The 17,830-nt window shown below is 42.5% G+C and carries 19 protein-coding genes, 1 tRNA gene and 1 pseudogene; 12 read left to right on the forward strand and 9 right to left on the reverse strand.

Annotated features, from left to right (window positions below):
• Positions 1–47: 47 nt before the first annotated feature.
• Positions 48–980: a DMT family transporter gene (locus tag ICN28_RS00515; RefSeq protein WP_370626424.1), complete on the forward strand. Its 933-nt coding sequence runs from the start codon at positions 48–50 to the stop codon at positions 978–980.
• 23 nt (positions 981–1,003) lie between these two features.
• Here ICN28_RS00515 and ICN28_RS00520 read toward each other — a convergent pair whose 3' ends face one another.
• A complete protein-coding gene (locus ICN28_RS00520; RefSeq protein WP_216285408.1) occupies positions 1,004–1,630 on the reverse strand; it encodes a YbhB/YbcL family Raf kinase inhibitor-like protein in 627 nt (208 codons plus the stop codon).
• A gap of 19 nt (positions 1,631–1,649) precedes the next feature.
• Entirely contained in the window at positions 1,650–1,976 is a 327-nt protein-coding gene (locus ICN28_RS00525; RefSeq protein WP_216285410.1) for a DUF615 domain-containing protein, read from the reverse strand.
• Between the two features lie 51 nt (positions 1,977–2,027).
• Between ICN28_RS00525 and ICN28_RS00530 the strand changes: the two genes are divergently transcribed.
• Positions 2,028–2,588, forward strand: a complete 561-nt coding sequence (locus ICN28_RS00530; protein WP_216285412.1) for a YaeQ family protein — start codon at positions 2,028–2,030, stop codon at positions 2,586–2,588.
• A 29-nt stretch (positions 2,589–2,617) separates the two neighbouring features.
• Here ICN28_RS00530 and ICN28_RS00535 read toward each other — a convergent pair whose 3' ends face one another.
• Positions 2,618–2,824: a SlyX family protein gene (locus tag ICN28_RS00535; protein WP_216285414.1), complete on the reverse strand. Its 207-nt coding sequence runs from the start codon at positions 2,822–2,824 to the stop codon at positions 2,618–2,620.
• A 110-nt stretch (positions 2,825–2,934) separates the two neighbouring features.
• Between ICN28_RS00535 and ICN28_RS00540 the strand changes: the two genes are divergently transcribed.
• Positions 2,935–3,846, forward strand: coding sequence for a DMT family transporter (locus ICN28_RS00540; protein ID WP_216285416.1), 912 nt, complete (start codon positions 2,935–2,937; stop codon positions 3,844–3,846).
• 15 nt (positions 3,847–3,861) lie between these two features.
• Here ICN28_RS00540 and ICN28_RS00545 read toward each other — a convergent pair whose 3' ends face one another.
• On the reverse strand, positions 3,862–4,086 hold the full coding sequence (locus tag ICN28_RS00545) for a hypothetical protein (RefSeq protein WP_216285418.1): 225 nt from the start codon (positions 4,084–4,086) through the stop codon (positions 3,862–3,864).
• Positions 4,083–5,309: a nitrate/nitrite transporter gene (locus tag ICN28_RS00550; protein ID WP_255536066.1), complete on the reverse strand. Its 1,227-nt coding sequence runs from the start codon at positions 5,307–5,309 to the stop codon at positions 4,083–4,085. The genes ICN28_RS00545 and ICN28_RS00550 overlap by 4 nt, the downstream gene beginning before the upstream one ends.
• Before the next feature lie 129 nt (positions 5,310–5,438).
• On the opposite strand from ICN28_RS00550, the gene ICN28_RS00555 reads away from it, so the two are divergent.
• Complete coding sequence (locus ICN28_RS00555) at positions 5,439–6,245, forward strand: ferritin-like domain-containing protein (protein ID WP_216285420.1); 807 nt, start codon at positions 5,439–5,441, stop codon at positions 6,243–6,245.
• A 4-nt stretch (positions 6,246–6,249) separates the two neighbouring features.
• Here ICN28_RS00555 and ICN28_RS00560 read toward each other — a convergent pair whose 3' ends face one another.
• Together ICN28_RS00560 and ICN28_RS00565 are read right to left on the reverse strand one after the other, a co-directional pair.
• Entirely contained in the window at positions 6,250–7,035 is a 786-nt protein-coding gene (locus tag ICN28_RS00560) for an SDR family oxidoreductase (protein WP_216285421.1), read from the reverse strand.
• Between the two features lie 44 nt (positions 7,036–7,079).
• Positions 7,080–7,163 (reverse strand) — tRNA-Leu (locus ICN28_RS00565).
• Positions 7,164–7,349: 186 nt separating this feature from the next.
• On the opposite strand from ICN28_RS00565, the gene ICN28_RS00570 reads away from it, so the two are divergent.
• Genes ICN28_RS00570 through ICN28_RS00585 form a run of 4 tightly spaced genes read left to right on the forward strand, consistent with a single transcriptional unit; the run spans position 7,350 to position 10,707 of the window.
• Positions 7,350–7,748 (forward strand): DUF3302 domain-containing protein, encoded by a 399-nt coding sequence (locus ICN28_RS00570; protein ID WP_216285422.1) that lies wholly within the window; start codon positions 7,350–7,352, stop codon positions 7,746–7,748.
• Positions 7,742–8,698: an HlyD family secretion protein gene (locus ICN28_RS00575; protein ID WP_216285423.1), complete on the forward strand. Its 957-nt coding sequence runs from the start codon at positions 7,742–7,744 to the stop codon at positions 8,696–8,698. The genes ICN28_RS00570 and ICN28_RS00575 overlap by 7 nt, the downstream gene beginning before the upstream one ends.
• Positions 8,698–10,107: a TolC family protein gene (locus ICN28_RS00580; protein ID WP_216285424.1), complete on the forward strand. Its 1,410-nt coding sequence runs from the start codon at positions 8,698–8,700 to the stop codon at positions 10,105–10,107. The genes ICN28_RS00575 and ICN28_RS00580 overlap by 1 nt, the downstream gene beginning before the upstream one ends.
• Positions 10,108–10,161: 54 nt before the next feature.
• A complete protein-coding gene (locus ICN28_RS00585) occupies positions 10,162–10,707 on the forward strand; it encodes a hypothetical protein (protein ID WP_216285425.1) in 546 nt (181 codons plus the stop codon).
• 102 nt (positions 10,708–10,809) lie between these two features.
• Here ICN28_RS00585 and ICN28_RS00590 read toward each other — a convergent pair whose 3' ends face one another.
• Positions 10,810–11,406, reverse strand: coding sequence for a hypothetical protein (locus tag ICN28_RS00590; RefSeq protein ID WP_216285426.1), 597 nt, complete (start codon positions 11,404–11,406; stop codon positions 10,810–10,812).
• Between the two features lie 367 nt (positions 11,407–11,773).
• On the opposite strand from ICN28_RS00590, the gene ICN28_RS00595 reads away from it, so the two are divergent.
• From ICN28_RS00595 to ICN28_RS00610, 4 genes are all read left to right on the forward strand, one after another.
• The gene (locus ICN28_RS00595; protein ID WP_216285428.1) at positions 11,774–13,045 is read left to right on the forward strand and encodes a site-specific integrase; all 1,272 of its coding nucleotides are present in this window, start codon (positions 11,774–11,776) and stop codon (positions 13,043–13,045) included.
• Between the two features lie 5 nt (positions 13,046–13,050).
• The gene (locus tag ICN28_RS00600) at positions 13,051–14,397 is read left to right on the forward strand and encodes a GIY-YIG nuclease family protein (protein WP_216285430.1); all 1,347 of its coding nucleotides are present in this window, start codon (positions 13,051–13,053) and stop codon (positions 14,395–14,397) included.
• Between the two features lie 722 nt (positions 14,398–15,119).
• Positions 15,120–15,449, forward strand: coding sequence for a hypothetical protein (locus ICN28_RS00605; RefSeq protein WP_216285432.1), 330 nt, complete (start codon positions 15,120–15,122; stop codon positions 15,447–15,449).
• Between the two features lie 397 nt (positions 15,450–15,846).
• On the forward strand, positions 15,847–17,271 hold the full coding sequence (locus ICN28_RS00610; protein ID WP_216285434.1) for a hypothetical protein: 1,425 nt from the start codon (positions 15,847–15,849) through the stop codon (positions 17,269–17,271).
• Between the two features lie 8 nt (positions 17,272–17,279).
• Here the strand turns inward: ICN28_RS00610 and ICN28_RS09590 are convergent.
• A pseudogene (locus ICN28_RS09590) lies at positions 17,280–17,534 on the reverse strand (surface-adhesin E family protein); the annotation flags it as partial.
• Positions 17,535–17,830 lie beyond the last annotated feature (296 nt).

A 17,830-nucleotide genomic window follows, 5' to 3' on the forward strand; every position in this document is an offset into this window, starting at 1 on the left:
TTACACTAGGGAATGATGAAGACCCCCCATTTTTAGAGGTTAATTAGGTGTCGAGACAGTTTTTACTTATTTCCTTGTCATTGGCTTGTTTGGGATCAATTATGTTCTCAGCCAAAGCCATTGTTGTTAAATTAGCCTACCAGCATGGGGCTGATGCGGCAACGGTATTGGCTTTGAGGATGTTTTTCTCCCTCCCATTTTTCTGGGTGGCAGTCTATTGGGAGAGTCGTCAGCGACCGATGGCACCTATTAGTCGTCAAGATTTGCTGACCATGATTTTTTTGGGTTTTATCGGTTATTACCTTTCCAGTTATTTGGATTTCTTGGGTTTGAAATACATCAGTGTTGGTTTGGAGAGGGTCATCCTTTACCTTAACCCGACCATCGTTTTATTGATTGCCTTGGTTTTCTTAAAAAAGAAGATCATGCCTAAACAGTGGGTTGCCATGGGTTTGGCCTATGCTGGCGTGATTTTGGTATTTCTGCAAGATATCCGTTGGGAAGGTTCATTGGTTGCCTGGGGCGCGCTGTTAGTATTTTTAAGCGCAGTTGCTTATGCCATTTATTTGATCTTTGCTGGCGAGATCGTCAAGCGAGTTGGGAGCATCCGTTTAGTTGCTTTTGCGAGTGGCTCCTCCACCATCTTGAGTGTCGCTCAGGCTTTAATCTTGGATCCTGCAAGTTTATGGACTCAGCCGGCTGAGGTTTACCAATTGAGCCTATTTAATGGGGCATTTTGTACGTTTGTACCCATGTTGCTGGTGATGATTTCCGTCAATCGGATTGGCCCAGGGCTGACCTCTCAAGCGGGGATGGTAGGGCCTGTTGCCACTGTTTTCTTAGGTTGGTATTTTTTACAAGAGACCATGACTTTGATGCAGTTAATAGGTATGGCTATTGTTCTAGTCGGTGTTGCTGTATTAGCTACCTCGAAACCTGCGATGGTACAGCCTCGTCCAGAGCTAGCTGAGGCTGAGTAAGAGTTAAGTTCTAAGCAATCAGATTACAGCGAAACAGCAGGGTTTAAGCTATAAACGCCTGTGATAGTAGCTTTGTCCAAAATATGACTTGCCATGGCCTCCATCGCTTCAGCTCCCGTAAATGCTCCTGAAAGTGGTAGACGCTCAATGGATAGGGCGTAGACAGTAAAAACGTAGTGATGAGGGATTTCATCATTCCAAGGGGGGCAAGGGCCATCGTAACCAAAATAGTTGCCTGCCATCTCTGCATCGCCTTTGAACCATAAGGTGTAGTCATTGATACCGGCTAAACCAATTGGACTTTGACTAGTAGTTTTGCCTCTGGGTGTTACGGCTGCACTGTGTGTTCCAGCAAGAATCTGATGGGTAGATGCAGGGATATTCACAAGGACCCAATGATAGAACGTAACTCTAGGTAGGCTCGCCGGAATAATCTGGCCCTCTTGGTTGACTTGATCCGCTTGGCTGGGCACATCACGATCATGGCAAATGATGGCAAATGAGCGGGTACCGGCAGGAGCCTCACCCCAAGATAACTCTGGATTTTTATTAGAGGATAAGCTGATGTGTGCTTCTGGAGCTTTAATGGCAAAAGCAAACTCGCCTGGAATAACAGCTTGATCATTAAAACTAGTACTAGTTACTCGCACGCTCAACTCCTAAGGACGTTTAGATTTTCATCTTATTGGCTTTGTTGACGCCAACCAATTTAATTAAAGCTTGTTTCATGGCTTCAACTTCCTCTTCCGGAAGCATTCCCATGATCTTACCTAAATAAGCGATATGACGACGAATGCCCCCATGGCTCCTTACCTTAGGTGTTTCTAATAAACTTTCCAGCAAGCGCTCTGGTATCGGCATTTGTTTCCATTTATCGGGCGTCATCTTGCTCATTTCCTCCGCAAGATTGTGACGAGCCTCTAAACGGCGCTTAATTTCCGATTTACTGGGCTTTTCGTAAATTTCTTCTTCTTCGGGCATATTTGATTGCTTCATAATGCTATTTTCGCAGACTCTTGCATATTCATCAGAAAAGTAGAACTCTACATGGCTACCAAAGCAACCATTTTCAAAGTTAACCTCTCGGTGGCTGATATTGATCACTCCTATTATGCCGACCATAGCTTAACTCTGGCCCGACATCCCAGTGAGACCGATGAGCGAATGATGATGCGTTTGTTGGCGTTGTCGTTCAATGCCCATCTCCTGAATGACCTTTGTAATGGTGATGGCCAATTGGTATTTGGTGCTGGCTTATCGGATCCTGATGAGCCGGATGTGTGGTTAAAAGATTTCACTGGCCAAACCAGGTTATGGGTCGAAGTGGGGCAACCCGAAGAGAAACCGATTAGTCGAGCTTGCTCAAAAGCTGATAAGGTTGTTGTGTATGCCTATCACCATGCCGCTGAGGTATGGTGGAAGGGTATCCAGAACAAACTGACTCGGATGGATAAGCTGTCTGTTTACAGAGTGCCTTCTGAGATCTCTCAAGAGCTAGCCAAATGGGCAGAACGCAGTATGCAGATTCAGGCAACGATTCAGGATGGTCAGCTGATGCTAAGCCACGGCAAGGGCACGATTGAAGTTATCTGTGAGCGCTGGAAGTAAATCCCAAGTACACATCACAATCAATCTATTTAGTAATGAGGGGGTAACTCATCACGCGGACTATTGCCATCTGCAGGTGAGTTACTCGCCATTTGTAGTTTGAGTGCTCTTACTTCATTGATGAGCATATCAATTTTTTGTTGTTGTTTATAGACTGTTTGACTCAGTTCTTCTACTAAGTCTTCCGTGAAGCTTAATTTAACTTCAATATTGGTGATGCGTTCATCGCTGGGCATACGGGTCTTTCAATCAATAAGACTCAAGCATAATCGAAGTTGGATCGTGGGTCATGCTAGGATGCCCAACTTGCTGAAAATAAAATAAATAAAAGAATTAAAACTCATCCATGACTCAACTCAATCTACGAACGATCTCTTATTTGATTTTGCCCACCATCTTATGGGCGGGTAATGCCGTGGTTGGTCGCTTGGCTGTGGGAGAGATTTCACCGCTATTGTTAAATAGTATTCGTTGGGTATTGGCAGCCATTATCTTATTGCCTTTGGGTTGGCAAGTTTTCAAACCAACGGCACCTATTTGGCAATACAAGTTACGTTTTATCTTGTTGGGTTTTTTGGGTATGGGTTCTTATAACGCGCTTTTATACCTCGCCTTACAAACTTCTACACCGATCAACCTCACGCTAATTGGCGCGAGTATGCCGATTTGGATGTTGATCGTGGGTGGTATTTTTTATGCGCAAACACCACAAAAACGTCAGCTACTGGGCGCCGTAGTTTCCTTATTTGGAGTGGTATTGGTTTTATCTCGAGGTGACTTGACTGTTTTACTTGGCTTGGAATTATTTCTGGGTGATGTATTGATGGTGATAGCCACTATTTTTTGGGCTTTTTATAGTTGGATGATCAGTCATCCAGGGCATAGTCGCGAGCGAGAGTGGCCATGGGCAGAGTTTTTGTTGGCGCAAGTTGTAACAGGGCTGATATGGTCGCTTCTATTTTCTATTGGTGAGGTAGCTACGGGTACGATTCACTTTGAACTCAGTCTCTCAACGGTGTTGATTCTGTTGTTTATCGCAATCGGACCGTCACTCATTGCTTACCGTTGTTGGGGTCTAGGTGTAAGTGCTATTGGGCCAGCGATTGCTTCTTTCTTTGCTAATTTGATTCCGTTGTTTACAGCCTTGATGTCAGCAGCCATGCTGGGTGAGCCACCACAGATCTTTCATGGTCTGGCATTTTTGTTGATTGTGGCCGGTATATTTGTTTCTTCGAAATTGAGTTTTAAATCAAGCTAGAGACCATAAAAATAATTACGAGATTGACTCAGTTACTAAAACAAATCGGCCATCTTCCATCTCTTCTTGCGGTCTAATCCAATAGTCATTGGTTTGATGAGATAAATACACGTAGGCCATTTCTAAAGTGGCTTCAACCTTGGCTAAACCAATCACTTTGTAAAAACCACCTGTTTTCTTATGCTGCAATCGGCTTCCAATTGGGAAGAGACCTGGGTGTGTTTTATCCATGGGCATCATGAGTTAGACTTTCTTTTAGTTTTCCAAAAATAGAATTGGGTGTAAAAAACAAATAGTAATCCCCAAATCACGATGGATGCATAGGCGGCTGTCCAGCCATCATGATGAAAAGCACGACTGAGATCGAGGGTAGCGCCAAAAATAGCTGGCCCGAGTAAGCCTCCGCCAAACCCCATGACCGAGTGAAGCCCCATAGCACTGCCTTTGATTTCTGGAGGAACACTCATGACCAAACCTGCAGTTAATGTGGCGGAGTCAGCCATTATCAAAATAGAGTGGAGCAGTGCAAGGGCTAAGATGATGCTCCAGTGCAAGTTGACGGCTGCGCCCAGTGCGATACCTGACATAGCGCTACCAATCATCACCCAGAAAACCCAGCGATGCCTGCCGATACGTAAAGCCATTTCGTTGCCAATGATGGAAGCAGGGACGCCAATTAAATTGATAAGAGTTGCAATCAAGGTGGCGGTCATTGGAAAGGTGTTTTCAGGGCTGGCAATACTGGCGCAATAAACAAAAAATGCCACCAGCCAACTGCGTGATGCAAACAGCTCCAGTGTATGAGCCGAATAGCCCAGCATGTAAGCGAAAGCCTCTTTCACTTGCAAAACTTTTTTCCAGCGCTCCATTGGGAAAATATCTTTCCACTCAAACTGCGCATCTAAGAGCGATTTTTCATGAGGGAGTTGTTGGGTGCCGAGCCAAGCAAAAATGCCGCCTAATCCAGGTCCAATGGCAGTTGTTAAGAAGGCAGCCCGCCAGCCAAAATCTTCAATCAAAATACCGGATACAAAGTAAGAGAGTGCTGCGCCAATGCCAAAGAATGCCGTGTAAAAAGAAATGTGGCGGCTGACTTCTCCAATATGAACCCGATCAGAAATAATTTTCAACCCTGGCATGTAGGTTGCTGAGACACCTGCTCCATGGAGCATGAGATAAATCCAGGCATCATGGAAGCCCGTCGAAGAATGCCCCATGCCCAATAAACCCAAGCTAGCGACCAAGCCACCTAGCAAGTAAATCTGCCTGGTATCTACTTTGTCTGTGAGCGTCGTGGCTAGCGGAACGATTAGGACATAGCCAATAAAGAAGCTGCTCGCTAAAAAGCCAGACTCAAAATTACTCAGTTGCCATTCTGCTTGGATCAGAGTGAGTGATGCAGCATAACAAGCAAATCCCATGATCGATAAGACTTGGGTTATGAGCATTAAGTAGGTGGTCAAAATAAATATCGCCTTTAAAGTGAGGTCTTAAGTGTAGCTGAGCGCCTATCCATCGTGAAGGTCCTTAAATATACTTTTTAAGTGTGTGTGGCCAGATTAATTGCGAGATAATCTCTCCAAGAGAAAACTATGACATTAGAACTAAGAGCCCAAGCATTGCAATGTTTAAGCCTGAATGACCCTGATACCAAGTGTCAGGCAGTGAAGGCTTTACGTGAGCAATATCTTCAGGGTCAAGTCAAGATCGCCCCAACAGAAAAAATTAACTCGGATACGATTCAGATCCCAGGCCGCCCGGAAAAGCCATTATTGGTCAATCCTGGCTTGGTGAAACGTCGCTCGATGGTGACTGAAGAAGGTCGGGCAGTGTTAATCCATGCGCTGGCGCATATTGAGTTCAATGCGATTAACTTAGCTCTTGATGCGATTTGGCGCTTTGAAGGATTGCCCCAAGACTATTACGAAGATTGGCTAAAAGTAGCATCAGAAGAGGCGTATCACTTTCAGTTGCTCAATGGTTATCTAGGGTCTCAAGGTTTCAGTTATGGCGATTTTCCTGCGCATAACAGTTTGTGGGAGATGGTCAGTAAAACAACTGACTCGATTTTGGCTCGGATGGCTTTAGTGCCCAGAACGATGGAGTCTCGGGGTTTGGATGCATTGCCACCCATTCAGGAAAAACTCGAGCAAGCCCATGATCATGAAGCAGTCAGACTTCTTCAAATCATTCTGAACGATGAAGTGGGGCATGTGGAGATTGGTAACCGTTGGTTTAACTACGAATGTCAACGCCAACAATTAGACCCTATACAGGCCTATGCAAATCTGGCTCAGCAATACGAAGCTCCTAAACTCAGAGGCCCCTTTAACTATGCCGCTAGAAAAGCTGCTGGATTTACGGATGCGGAGCTAGAAGCTTTAGATATCAAAGCTTGATCAATTAAATAGTGCTGATCAAGCCACCGTCGACACGAATTACAGAACCTGTCACGTAGCTTGCTGGTTGGCCAGCTAAAAAAGTTACAACAGCTGCGAACTCCTTCGGTTCACCAATACGTCCAATTGGAATATTTTTGAGGCTATCAAGAGCCACTTCTTCCACTGTTTTATTGTGACGTTCAGCAAGTCCTTGGTCGAGTGATTTAATTCGATCCGTTGCAATTCGACCTGGTACAACAATATTGGCGGTGATGCCTGAAGCGGCTACTTCATTGGCGAGTGTTTTAGACCAAGCGTGCAAGGAAGCTCTTAAGGTATTGGAAATCCCAAGATTAGTAAGAGGGCTCACAGCACCTGATGAAGTAGAGGTGATGATGCGCCCCCACTGTTTCTTCTTCATGGCAGGTAATGCTCGGTCAGTGATCATGATCACGGATAAAACCATTTCTTGAAATTTCTCTAACCATAAAGCCGGATCTTGCCCCTGCGCCAGAGTGGCTGGAGGTCCACCGGTATTGTTAATCAAAATATCCACGCTGCCCCAAGTCGATTCAATCAAAGAAAAATTCTGATCAATCACGCTTGCTTTGGCTAAATCCCAAGGAAGAACCAATGACTCGCCACCCAGATGTTTAATTTTTTCTGCGGTTGACTGAAGCTTTTCTGCTGTTCGCCCAGCTAGAACCACGCGAGCACCTTCAGCGGCTAAAGCAATGGCTATGGCTTGACCTAGACCACTACCGGCACCAAATACGAGGGCTACTTTTTGTTTGATGTGTAAATCCATTTACGAACCTCACTATTTGATGAGCCAATAAATGTATCGATTGATGGTGCCCCAGGAGAGACTCGAACTCTCACGCCTCTCGGCACCGGCTTCTAAGACCGGCGTGTCTACCATTCCACCACCAGGGCATATCTGAAAAAGTGAATATATTCAGGTAAGACCAGAATTGTACTAGAAAATAATCAGGCTTTTACGTTTCCTTAAATGAGAATGCTTGGATGCCCCCGGACACCCCATAAATTCAAATAACTCACTGTTAAATGGGGGTATTTTTAGCGGATAATGGCATCACTTTTGTTAGATGGAATAAATCCATGAGTCTGATGCACTCAAACCCCCGTGTACTGAAACAAGGTTTACTTGTGGGGTTTTTATTACTACTTTCCCAATCTGCTAAGGCGGCTGGCTTTGTCGATTCTTTGGCGGATATCGTCTCTTGGATTGCCATCATCATTATTCCCATTATTTTGGGGATTGTTTATTGGCAGATTCATTACTTGCCTAGTAAGATTGCTGAAAAACGCCAGCATCCTCAACAAGAAGCCATTCATGCCATGTGCATGGTGTCTCGTTTTTCAGGTGGTTTATTTTGGCCGATTGCTTTTGTTTGGGCTCATCTCCGGCCAGCCATTGTTCCTCTATCGAAGGATCAGGTCAGCGCGATTGCTCAATCCAATAAAAAATCAGAAGAAACTAAGGATGGATCATGCTAGAAATCATCTTAGTTCTTTATGCTTTGGTCGTATGGTGGGTATTCTTCAAGCGCAAGCTTTACCCTTGGAATAAGCGTTCCAAAATCATCGTATTTGCCACGCCTGTTATTTTTGTCCTCATCATGATCCTGCTCATGAACATCTTTGCACCGAGTAGTTCAGATGTTCGAGTCACGCGTCATGAGGTGCCTATCATTCCCCAGGTAAAGGGAAGAGTGATTGAAGTAGGGGTGACTGATAACCAACGCGTTAAAAAGGGTGATGTGCTTTTTAAGATTGACCCTGAACCCTACCAAGCTTCCGTGAATGCCTTAAATGCCAAGCTCAAATTGGCTAAAAAGCGCGTTCAAGAAAACCAGGCTTTAGTTAAAACAGGCTCTGGTAATCGATTTGATCTAGAAAAAGCTGAAGCGGATTATGAAGAGCTTCAAGAAAAAGCAAACAACTCTTATTGGGAGCTAGAGCAAACCCTTGTGCGTGCACCTAATGACGGAACGGTTATTAATGCGCAACTGCGCCCGGGCACATTCTTGGTGGCAAGCCCATTAAGGGCTGCCATGAGCTTCATTGAGGATGAGCCCCAAGTCTTTATGTTGTTCTATCAAAATGAGCTTCACCAGATTAAACCGGGTCATGAAGCAGAGTTTTACGTGCCGACCAATCCAGGTCAAATCTATAAAGCCAAGGTTGAAACCATTATTTGGGCGCAACGCCAAGGACAGGTTAATGCGAGTGGTGATCTACCTCAAACAGGATTGCGTCCAGCTATTCCGAATCGATTCCCAGTGAAATTGGTTTTAGAAAAGGGCAGTGATATTGAGTTAATCGCTGCTGGTGCTGTGGGGCATGGTGCGATCTATACCGACCACATGAGCTTCTTGCACTTTGTTAGAAAAGTCATGCTGCGTGTTTATAGCAAATTTAACTATATCGTTCCTAAGCTCCATTGATGCGTAAGCCTTCCTCCAAATTTTTATGGCAGTTCTTGCCACTGAGTGCCTTGATGGTGCTCAGCGCATGCGCTATTGATGAGCCCATTAAAAAAGCGGATCTCCTAGAGCAATCGTTGCCGGGCGTGACCTTGCCTGAAAAGTATAAGAACAGCTCAGCTCATCCAAACAATCTTGTATCCACTAGCTCCACTGCTAGCATCGCTTGGTTGGCGTCATTCAATGATCCAGAATTATCAGAATTGGCAAAATTGGCATTGCAATCAGCACCTGACCTAAGGGTATTTGCGGCGAGACGTGAACAAGCCGAGGCAATGATGAAAGCTGTTGGTGGATCTTTCTATCCCAACGTAGGCGCTCAAGGCAAAACCGGTTCCAAAATGGGTATGGATGGATCTGGCACCTCTGGTTATTACATCGGTGCTAATTGGGAACTGGATTTATGGGGTCGCGTTAGAGCCAGTTACGCTAGTGCTCAACAAAATGCCATGGCTGTTGCAGCAGATCAAGAATCTGCCCAACTGTCTTATATGGCGAACCTGGCTAAAACCTTGTGGACGGCAAGAGTATTGAGTTATCAAGCTAGCAATGCAGTGGATTCGGTCAAGCACCAAGAGAAAATCTTAGACCATGTTAAGCAACGTGAGAAAGTCGGTGCTTCATCCAAACAAGATATCGCATTGGCAGAAATCAACCTTGCCGAAGCAAAAGATCGAGCTTTCAATCTTCAGAATGCCAGTGCACAACAACTAAAAACATTGGATATTTTGGTGGGGCGTTATCCAGTTGGAACGCCGTTAAAGAATAACCAGTTGCCTCAGTTACCAACCATGATGTCTACCGGTGTGCCATCCGAGTTGCTAGAGAGGAGGCCTGATATACGGTCGGCAGCAGCTCGTGTGGATGCCGCTCGCTATAACGTGAAAGTGGCGGAGGCTACTCGGTTGCCAACCGTTAGTTTGACGGCAGGCTTTGGCAGGATCAGTAGTGAGGTCTTTGTTTTAAAGGCTGATGCAGCTAATCCTAGTGCGGGTGTTGGTGTGGCATTACCTATATTTACCGGCGGGGCACTAGAGCAGCAAGTTAACGCTAAAGAAGCGGAACTTCAGCAAGCCTTTGCTAACTTCGCTAAGGTTGGTCTCAATGCCTTTAGAGAGGTTGAATCAGCTTTATCCGGCGAGCAAATTTGGCATGCCCGATATGCAGAACTTAATCAAATCTATCAAAACCAAAAAAATATACAGATCAGTACGGATGCGGAGTTCGCCATTGGTAGGATTGATCAGCGCCAAGTCTTGCAACAAAAAATTAAAACCCATGCGGCCCATTCCAATGAACAGCAGGGGCAGTTAGAAGTTTTGATGCAACGTATTAACTTGTATTTATCTTTAGGTGGTCCGGCCATCTAAAGTACTAATAACAAATGTTTAAAAAGTATTTAAAAAAATTATTAAAGGTTATTTATGAGTGACACATCCCATTCAACAGAAACATTAACGCGCTGGCAAAAAATCAAGCACGGTACAGTTCATGAAACCAAAAAGTTTTTGATTGCGACCGGCTATCTGGCTGTATGGTTTTATGCCATTGGTTTGTATAACCAGTCTCAGTTAATCCATCTGGGTGTTGATGGCTCTGATACGGTTTTCTCTGTCACTGTGGCATTGATCAAAGCAGCTATTGTGGGCAAATTCTTAATTACTGTAGAAATGCTTTTGCCTATTAAGGTTAACAAAGGCAAACCTATTTTATGGTCGCTACTGGGTCATTCATTGATCTACGTGGTCTTGGTCATGATCTTGCATGCCAATGCTTTAGGTATAGAAGGGTACTTGCTCCACGGTAAGCCATTCTTAGAAGGCTTGTTAGAGTTTGGTCATGCTAAACCTCGCAACCTTTTCATGATTGCCTTCATCTATTGGCTCATCATTGTTCACTATCTGACTTATTTCACGGTTCAAAAAGCTATTGGTGAAAAAGAGTTTAAGGATATCTTCTTAGGTAAGTGATCTACCATTATCAACATAGATACCAAAATAGATACCAGCACTAACAAAAAAGCCTCTGAAACATTCAGAGGCTTTTTTTATACAAGAAGTACTTAATTCAGATTACTTCTTAGGGGTGCTGATCACCGCAGCAATTGCTTCTGCGTAAGTGACGTCGACTTGATCTTTTGTAGTGATACCTTTTAGAAGTTCTGGGTTATTCACCTTTACTTCAACGATATTGCCTTTAGGACCTTTTAAAGAAACAATTTGTTTTTTCTTATCAATCGCCTCAACGCTGGCAGTTGTTTTAACAATGTTGGTTTTAACCATACCTGGCTTTGCACCCGCTGGTGCAGTTTTTACATCGCTAACCTTTTCACGGCTACGGATGTCATTGTTTTTAGTTTTAACCAATTCAATGGCTACCGCAACTTCGTAAGCCACATCCAAGCGATCACCAACTTTGATTTGAGCAAAATTCTTAACCTCTGGACCAGCAACAATATCTAACTCACCATCTTGATTCTTAAAAGACACCACACGGTTCTTTTGATCGATCTTTGTCACAGTGGCACTAAAGATCTGGCCACGGTCACCTGCTACAGCAGCCGCTGCAGTTGTTCTATTCTGAGTATTGGCAGGCTGAGCTACTGCTGCAGCTGATAAACCTAACAAAGAAGCAGTTAAAAGGCTGATAGAGATGTTTCTTGCTGTCATGTGAGATTTCCTAGGGAGTTGATATTGAATGATTTTTGCAAATTTACCATTGATACCTACCGCCACATATACGCTCTTAAGCTAATTGGGGGCTTCAGGGGTGCCGACTCGGGAGAATCGATATGAAAAAACCCTGTAGCGATTAAGCAAACAGGGTTTTAATTTGGCTCCTCGACCTGGGCTCGAACCAGGGACCTACGGATTAACAGTCTTTTAATCTAAGTCCATATAAAACTTTAATTAACTTAAAACCTATATTTTAATTGGATTTACTAGGTTTTTATTATAGTAGTTAAATGTTGTCTATATGTTGTCTAGATGATAATATTGATTCTTATGTTGTCCAAGTGTTGTCTGGAGGTGTGTCATGGAATGGAAAAAAGACAAAGTCATATCATCGCTTTATAGGCGTGAAAGACAAAGTAAATCAGTTTGGGCGGTTCGTGCTCGAGTTAAGGGTGGGGGTACTGTAACCGTTACTTTGGGTAATGCAGACCTTATCTCTTCAGTTGAGGCTCGCCAATTGGCTAAAAGAGAGTTAGCTAAGATGTCTCAGGGCATTAACCCTAACGCAGAGCGAAAGCATGCTAAAAAAGTATCAAAGGCTAGAGGTTTCACTCTTGCTCAGGCGGTTGAACAATATTCAGAATTAGCTCATTGGAAGCCTAAGACACGACAAGATGCATTATCAACACTTCAGCGAAGGTTTGGTGACTGGTATAAGAGACCATTAGCTGATATCTCAAGAGATGACTGTTTAACTCGATTTCAGGAAATTAAAAAAGAGGTCTTACTCAAGAAAACTAGGATTGATAAAAGACGAGTTACTGAATCCTTGGCTGTGACCATTCCAAATAATGAGGTTGGTTTGGGTGAGGCTCAAAGAGCCTTTCGTTACCTTTCTGCAGTATTCAATTCTTTCTCAAGTGATGACGCAGCTGGTGAGAAATTACTTCCCAAAGGTAATCCAGTTCTAGTGCTAAAAGATAAGAAGGTGAGAAGGGCTCTAAAGCCAAAAGAGATATTCCTCAATGCCGAGCAGCGAGACAGCCTTTATTTCGATTTAAGAGTTTGTAGTCATCCCGAATATAAAGGACCTATTCAAGAGGAAGATGCTGATTTAGCATGGCTTTTGATGCACACGGGTCTTAGGCTTGAGGAAGCACTTCAGATGAAATGGGTAAATATTGATTTTAAGCAAAAGACATTTACGGCTATAGATACTAAAAATCATACAAACCATACCTTGCCAATGACATCTGCAACAGAGCATTTATTCAAGCGTAGATTCGCTGAAAGAGCTAATCTTAAATATGGTCTTAAAAGTCTATATGTTTTTCCAAGTCCGCTTTCGGATAAGCAGCCCATGTCAGCAAGTAGAACATTTAACCGTCTTTCAGAGGCAATAGGGTTTAAATTTACTGCTCACGACCTCAGGAGAACTGTTGCAACTGTTGCAGATGAGTGCGGATATGACTTGGATGCTATTGGAAAAATATTGAACCACAAGAAAAAAGGTGTTACAGCAAGATATATTCAAAACACCCATCAGCGACTTAAGGCTATATTGGAGGATGTTCAAAATAACTTATTTTCAGAGCCTGATTTTATCGATGACGACCATTCAATATTTGACTGACATAAATGGTTAAGCCTACTTCTATCGTCTGTGCTGGAATCTCATTTCCCTCAATTGTCGAGCTTGCTCGTCACTACAAGGTTCATCCTTCTACAGTAGCTAGAAGGGTAAGAGATGGTTGGTCAGTGGAAGAATCCGTGGGTTTGGAAAACAAAAAACGGGCGGGGCATGGTAAAGAAGTTATTGTTCAGGGTGAGAGGTATAGAACAATTAATGAGGCATGCAAAGTTTTAAATTTGAATGCGGGTACGATAGCTGCAAGAATTAGATACGGTTATTCAATTGATGATGCTTTTTCAGGCAATCTAAAAAAGAAGGTCGGTGGAAACTCTATCCAAATTAGTTTTGATGGTGTCAAATTTAACTCTATTCAAGCTCTTGGGGAGGCTTACAAGGTTAACTCAAGTGTATTAAGTAGGCGTCTTAAAAGAGGGTGGACTCTCTCTCAGGCATTAAATCAAGAGGATGCTCCTCCAAGATTTAGAAATTTTGAAGGTCATGCAAGAGCTACGAAATGGAAAATCACAAGAACAACAACTAATGGCGTTGAGCCAATTCCTGATACTGAAGGTTACAAGCTTTACTTGATAACTAACACTCAGAGTGATAAGCAATATGTTGGTATAACAATTGGGTCTTTGGAAAAAAGACTTAAATCTCACTTTTCAGCTGCTAGAAGAGGGAGAAAAAATGCATTGAGTAATGCAATCCGAAAGTATGGCGAGAACTCATTCTCCATAAAGCTCTTAAGGAGTGATGCTGGTTCTTTTGATGAGCTGCAATCTCAAGAAATTGACGAGATTGCAAAAAGAAATTCTATTAAGAATGGCTACAACACAGCAGTTGGAGGTTCTCTGGGAACTGCTAAATCAATAACTGTAAATGGCAAGAGGTTTCCTAGTGTTGCCCAGGCTGCTGAGTATTACGGAATTGATAGTAGTGTTTTTTCTCTGAGAATTAATCGCCTTAAATGGACTCCAGAAGAGGCTGCGGGTTTGGTTGCTAAGAACTGGCAAGGCAAACCACAGGAGATAACATTGGGCGGGAAGACATATACAAGTCTGAGGGCGGCAGCAAAAGCTCTTCAAATTGACTATAAACTAGTTCACGATAGATACAAGTCAAAAGGATGGAGTCTTGAGGAGGCATTTGGAGTTATCAAGCCACCCCTATCTTCAAAGTTTGGCGGAGTTGAATTGTCAGTTAATGGCGTCAACTACTCTTCAATCGCAAAAGCCGCATCTGAATTGGGTATTCCAAAAGAGACATTTAGGAAGAGGATTGCCGATGGATTAAGTGCTGAGCAAGCATATATAGAAATTATTTCAAAAAAAAGAAAAGGTGGTGTTTAATTAGAATTTTTTACTTGTAGTAGAACATTCGCCTCTGTAATGCTTGCCCACATCATATATATAGTTACCGTCTCTTTTTACACCATTATCTTTTAGTTCATGAATCAACAACTCACCAGTGTATCTATTTAACTCACCAACATATATTAAATTAGTTTTTTCGGGTAGAAACCTAAATTTAATCGTAGCATCAGATTCTTCGTAAATCTTATACCGAACAGAGTTTCCCTTATAGGTAGAAAAAATGTATCACTAAGACTAACGACACCATTCAAAGCATAAATATTTAAAGTGTGCGGCGGTCTGGGATTACCATCCACTGAAAAATCATATGATGAACCTTTACAGGCTAATCTCAGTTCACTAGCCCATCCTGGCGATACGAATGTTGCTAACAACAAAGTAAAAATAGAAATGAATTTCATTTCTTGGGCATCCTTCCGCCTGCATTCAAGCAAGCTTGTAATGTTGGGTATGGGGTGTAATTCTTGGTTTGTTTGTAATAAGTTGTGTTCGGTGCGTGACAAATCCCAGACTTAGACATCTTCACTGGCTCTGCTGCATGCACAGCTCCACCAAGTACAGTTAGTGCTAATAGGCTTATTATTGATTTCACAAATAAAGATTACCATAGAAATAAATATCAAAATCCTGCCAGAAAGCCTTGACTTTGATATTTCAAAACTGATACAGAGGCATATCTATTAACAAAGGAGTTAGATATGACCATAGAGAACATCGGTGACGAACAAGATTGCTACATACCTCGTCACCCCTACGAGAAAGTTAAGCCAGTCCTTGATGCTGAAAAACAGGCGGCTTTCTATCCAGAAATTGAGGGTTTTGCCTCATACAAGGCTGAATTGAAGGATAAGAACGAGTTCTGGATTACCCTATCCATGCAGACTGGATTCAATAATTGTAGTCAACTCAGTATTAATTCTTGGACTGATGTCAGTCAGCAATTGCAGCTACTCAAGGACCTAAATCGTATGACCTACGATGCTATCAATTTCGTTGAGCGTCATAACTTACACAAGAATAGGAAATAAAGATGAGTCCACAGTCCTATAAATCTATTTGCTTCATTCTTCTTGCTGTTCTTGGTTACTCTGTCCTTAGTCATTACAACACTGGTAGTAATTACACAGATACATGCTTCAGAATCTTCGCTGCAGTGAATGATGATGAAGCCAGGTTTGAGCAGATTCTTGGAAGAAGATTGAGTTCTGAGTGTAGATATAGAATGTCCTCAGATTAACGAGTGTATATAGCAAATTAGCACCCTCTGAAGCCTCTGAATTATCGGTATTATTTGCTTAAATAATAGGCAATTAAGCCTCTAAGGTTCTTGTAGTTGTGTATTCTTTAGCTGTTATGAATTATCAATAACTACAAGTACTTAAATAGCTCTGATACCGCACACTGAAAGCTCTATTGAAGGTAATAATGAATAATATTTCTTCTACCTCTCCTTCTTCTTATTCTCAGGACTCATTAGGGGGTCTTCAGGGGTATAGGGAAGCCGTAAGGGAGGACATCGTCTTCTTAGGAATCAAGGCTTATTCAGAGCATCAAGAGGTCTATAAGGCTGCAGAGCTCTTGGTAAATGAATACTGTAGAACCAGACAAAGAATCAAAAACAGAGACAAGCTACCAAGAGATGCTAAGAAGCTGATTGCCTCAATCTGGTTACATGATGGTTTATTTAGGTTCACAACAAAAGAGGAGTACTTCAGCAAAGGCAAGCGAAAGCAAGTCTGGATGACCAGCAGAACTCTTGAGCTTTTTAACTGTGCCAGAGAGCTTGGATGGGTTGAAGTGGTCAAAGGTGCTATTCCGCCTCATTTAGCAAAAAATAAACAAGGGCTTTCAACCGTTTATAGAGCTACTGATAAGTTCAAAAGTCTACTGACTTGGCTTGGATTTGAAGATTTAACGGTTAATCCTGACCTACCCTGTGTTGTTCGAAAAGATGTGGAGAAGAGAGTCATAGAAGAGCCAGAAAGCTTCTATTTGACAGAGAACTATTTAAGGCATCAAAGCCTTGTGCAGAGCAATTTAAACCGCCTCAGAGAGCATCAAGCAAGGTGGGCTAATGGTGACCTCATAGCACCCTCAGAACTGCTTTTAACGAGGCAATTCACTGAGACATTCGGCAAGGGTGGCAGGTGGTATTGCAACTTCCAGAACAAGCCCAAAAGCGTCAGAAACAGCATCACAATCGGTGGAAAATCTGTCGGTAGCCTAGACATCACCCAGTGTCATCCTATGCTCATATTGAGGGCTTTTAAGGGTAAAGAAGAAGAGGGTGGTTTGTTTGGAAAATTTAGTGAAGAGGTCTACGATGTAAGAGGATTTGAGTATTTAGATAGAGGCATTCGTAAGAAAGCAATCAATACTCTTTTTAACGCCGATAGCGAGAAATCTGCTGAGAAATCTTTAAGAAATACTCATTGGTGGATTGATGATGAAACGGGTGAGCTTGAGATTAAAACCTTTAAAACTAAGGCGGTTCGCCAAGGAAATCCAATATTTAAGAGCTTATCTGAAATAAGAGCTTTTATTAGTCAGTTTAAGTTTCAGCATACAGACTTCATAGATATGATTGGAACTGGTATCGGACTAAAACTTCAGGGCTTTGATGGTGCAATAACAACTCAAGTTCTCATGTTTGCTGAGATTATGAAACTACCCATCATTCCAATCCACGAAGAATATCTTGTCCCAGAGGATAAAAAGTTCCTGATTGAAGAGATACTCAGGTCGTCACTGAGAGTTGTCTTAATGGAAGCTGGTCAGTATGGAACGATAGCGGCAAAGTGGACAGATTCAAATGGCAATAAATCCAATGTTGTTATAAATTTGAGTTGATGTATGAGTTACTTTACTTTTTGGCTGCAAATATAGTCTCTAGCAAAAGTGGCTACTGAGCCTTTAGGCATCTCTTGCCATGGTAGGGGTCTCTCTTGAGCAGTCGTGACAGTGACACCCTTGCCAAATAATTCACTGTGAGCAGAAGCCGATAGCAATCTAACCTTATCGGATTTGCAATCATATTCCTGCTGTACTTTTGCAGATAAATAGCCTTCTCTTGAATAGTTTGGATGGTTAACGAGTTCCCATGCACTTCTGGTGTGTGCCCGTCTTTTTTATACTATCTTTGGAGACATAAAAAACAGCATCATCATTGAGCGTAGACGCTACTTTTACCCAGTCGGCTTGTGCATTAAATGAAATCAGGAGTGTTGTGAATAATATTTTTCTAAACATAGAATTAATACTACTGATTTAAATTCATGTTTGATTTAGTGAATTAATTGTTGAAATCAATATTAGCTAGATTGCAGTTTGCTCACAAATTATTTTCATGAAACTAATCTAGATTTAAAAGGAGTTGACCATTCGGCAGCATGTAGTCACCGTTACCCAT

The sequence above is a fragment of the Polynucleobacter sp. 30F-ANTBAC genome (assembly GCF_018882385.1).
Classification (GTDB): domain Bacteria; phylum Pseudomonadota; class Gammaproteobacteria; order Burkholderiales; family Burkholderiaceae; genus Polynucleobacter.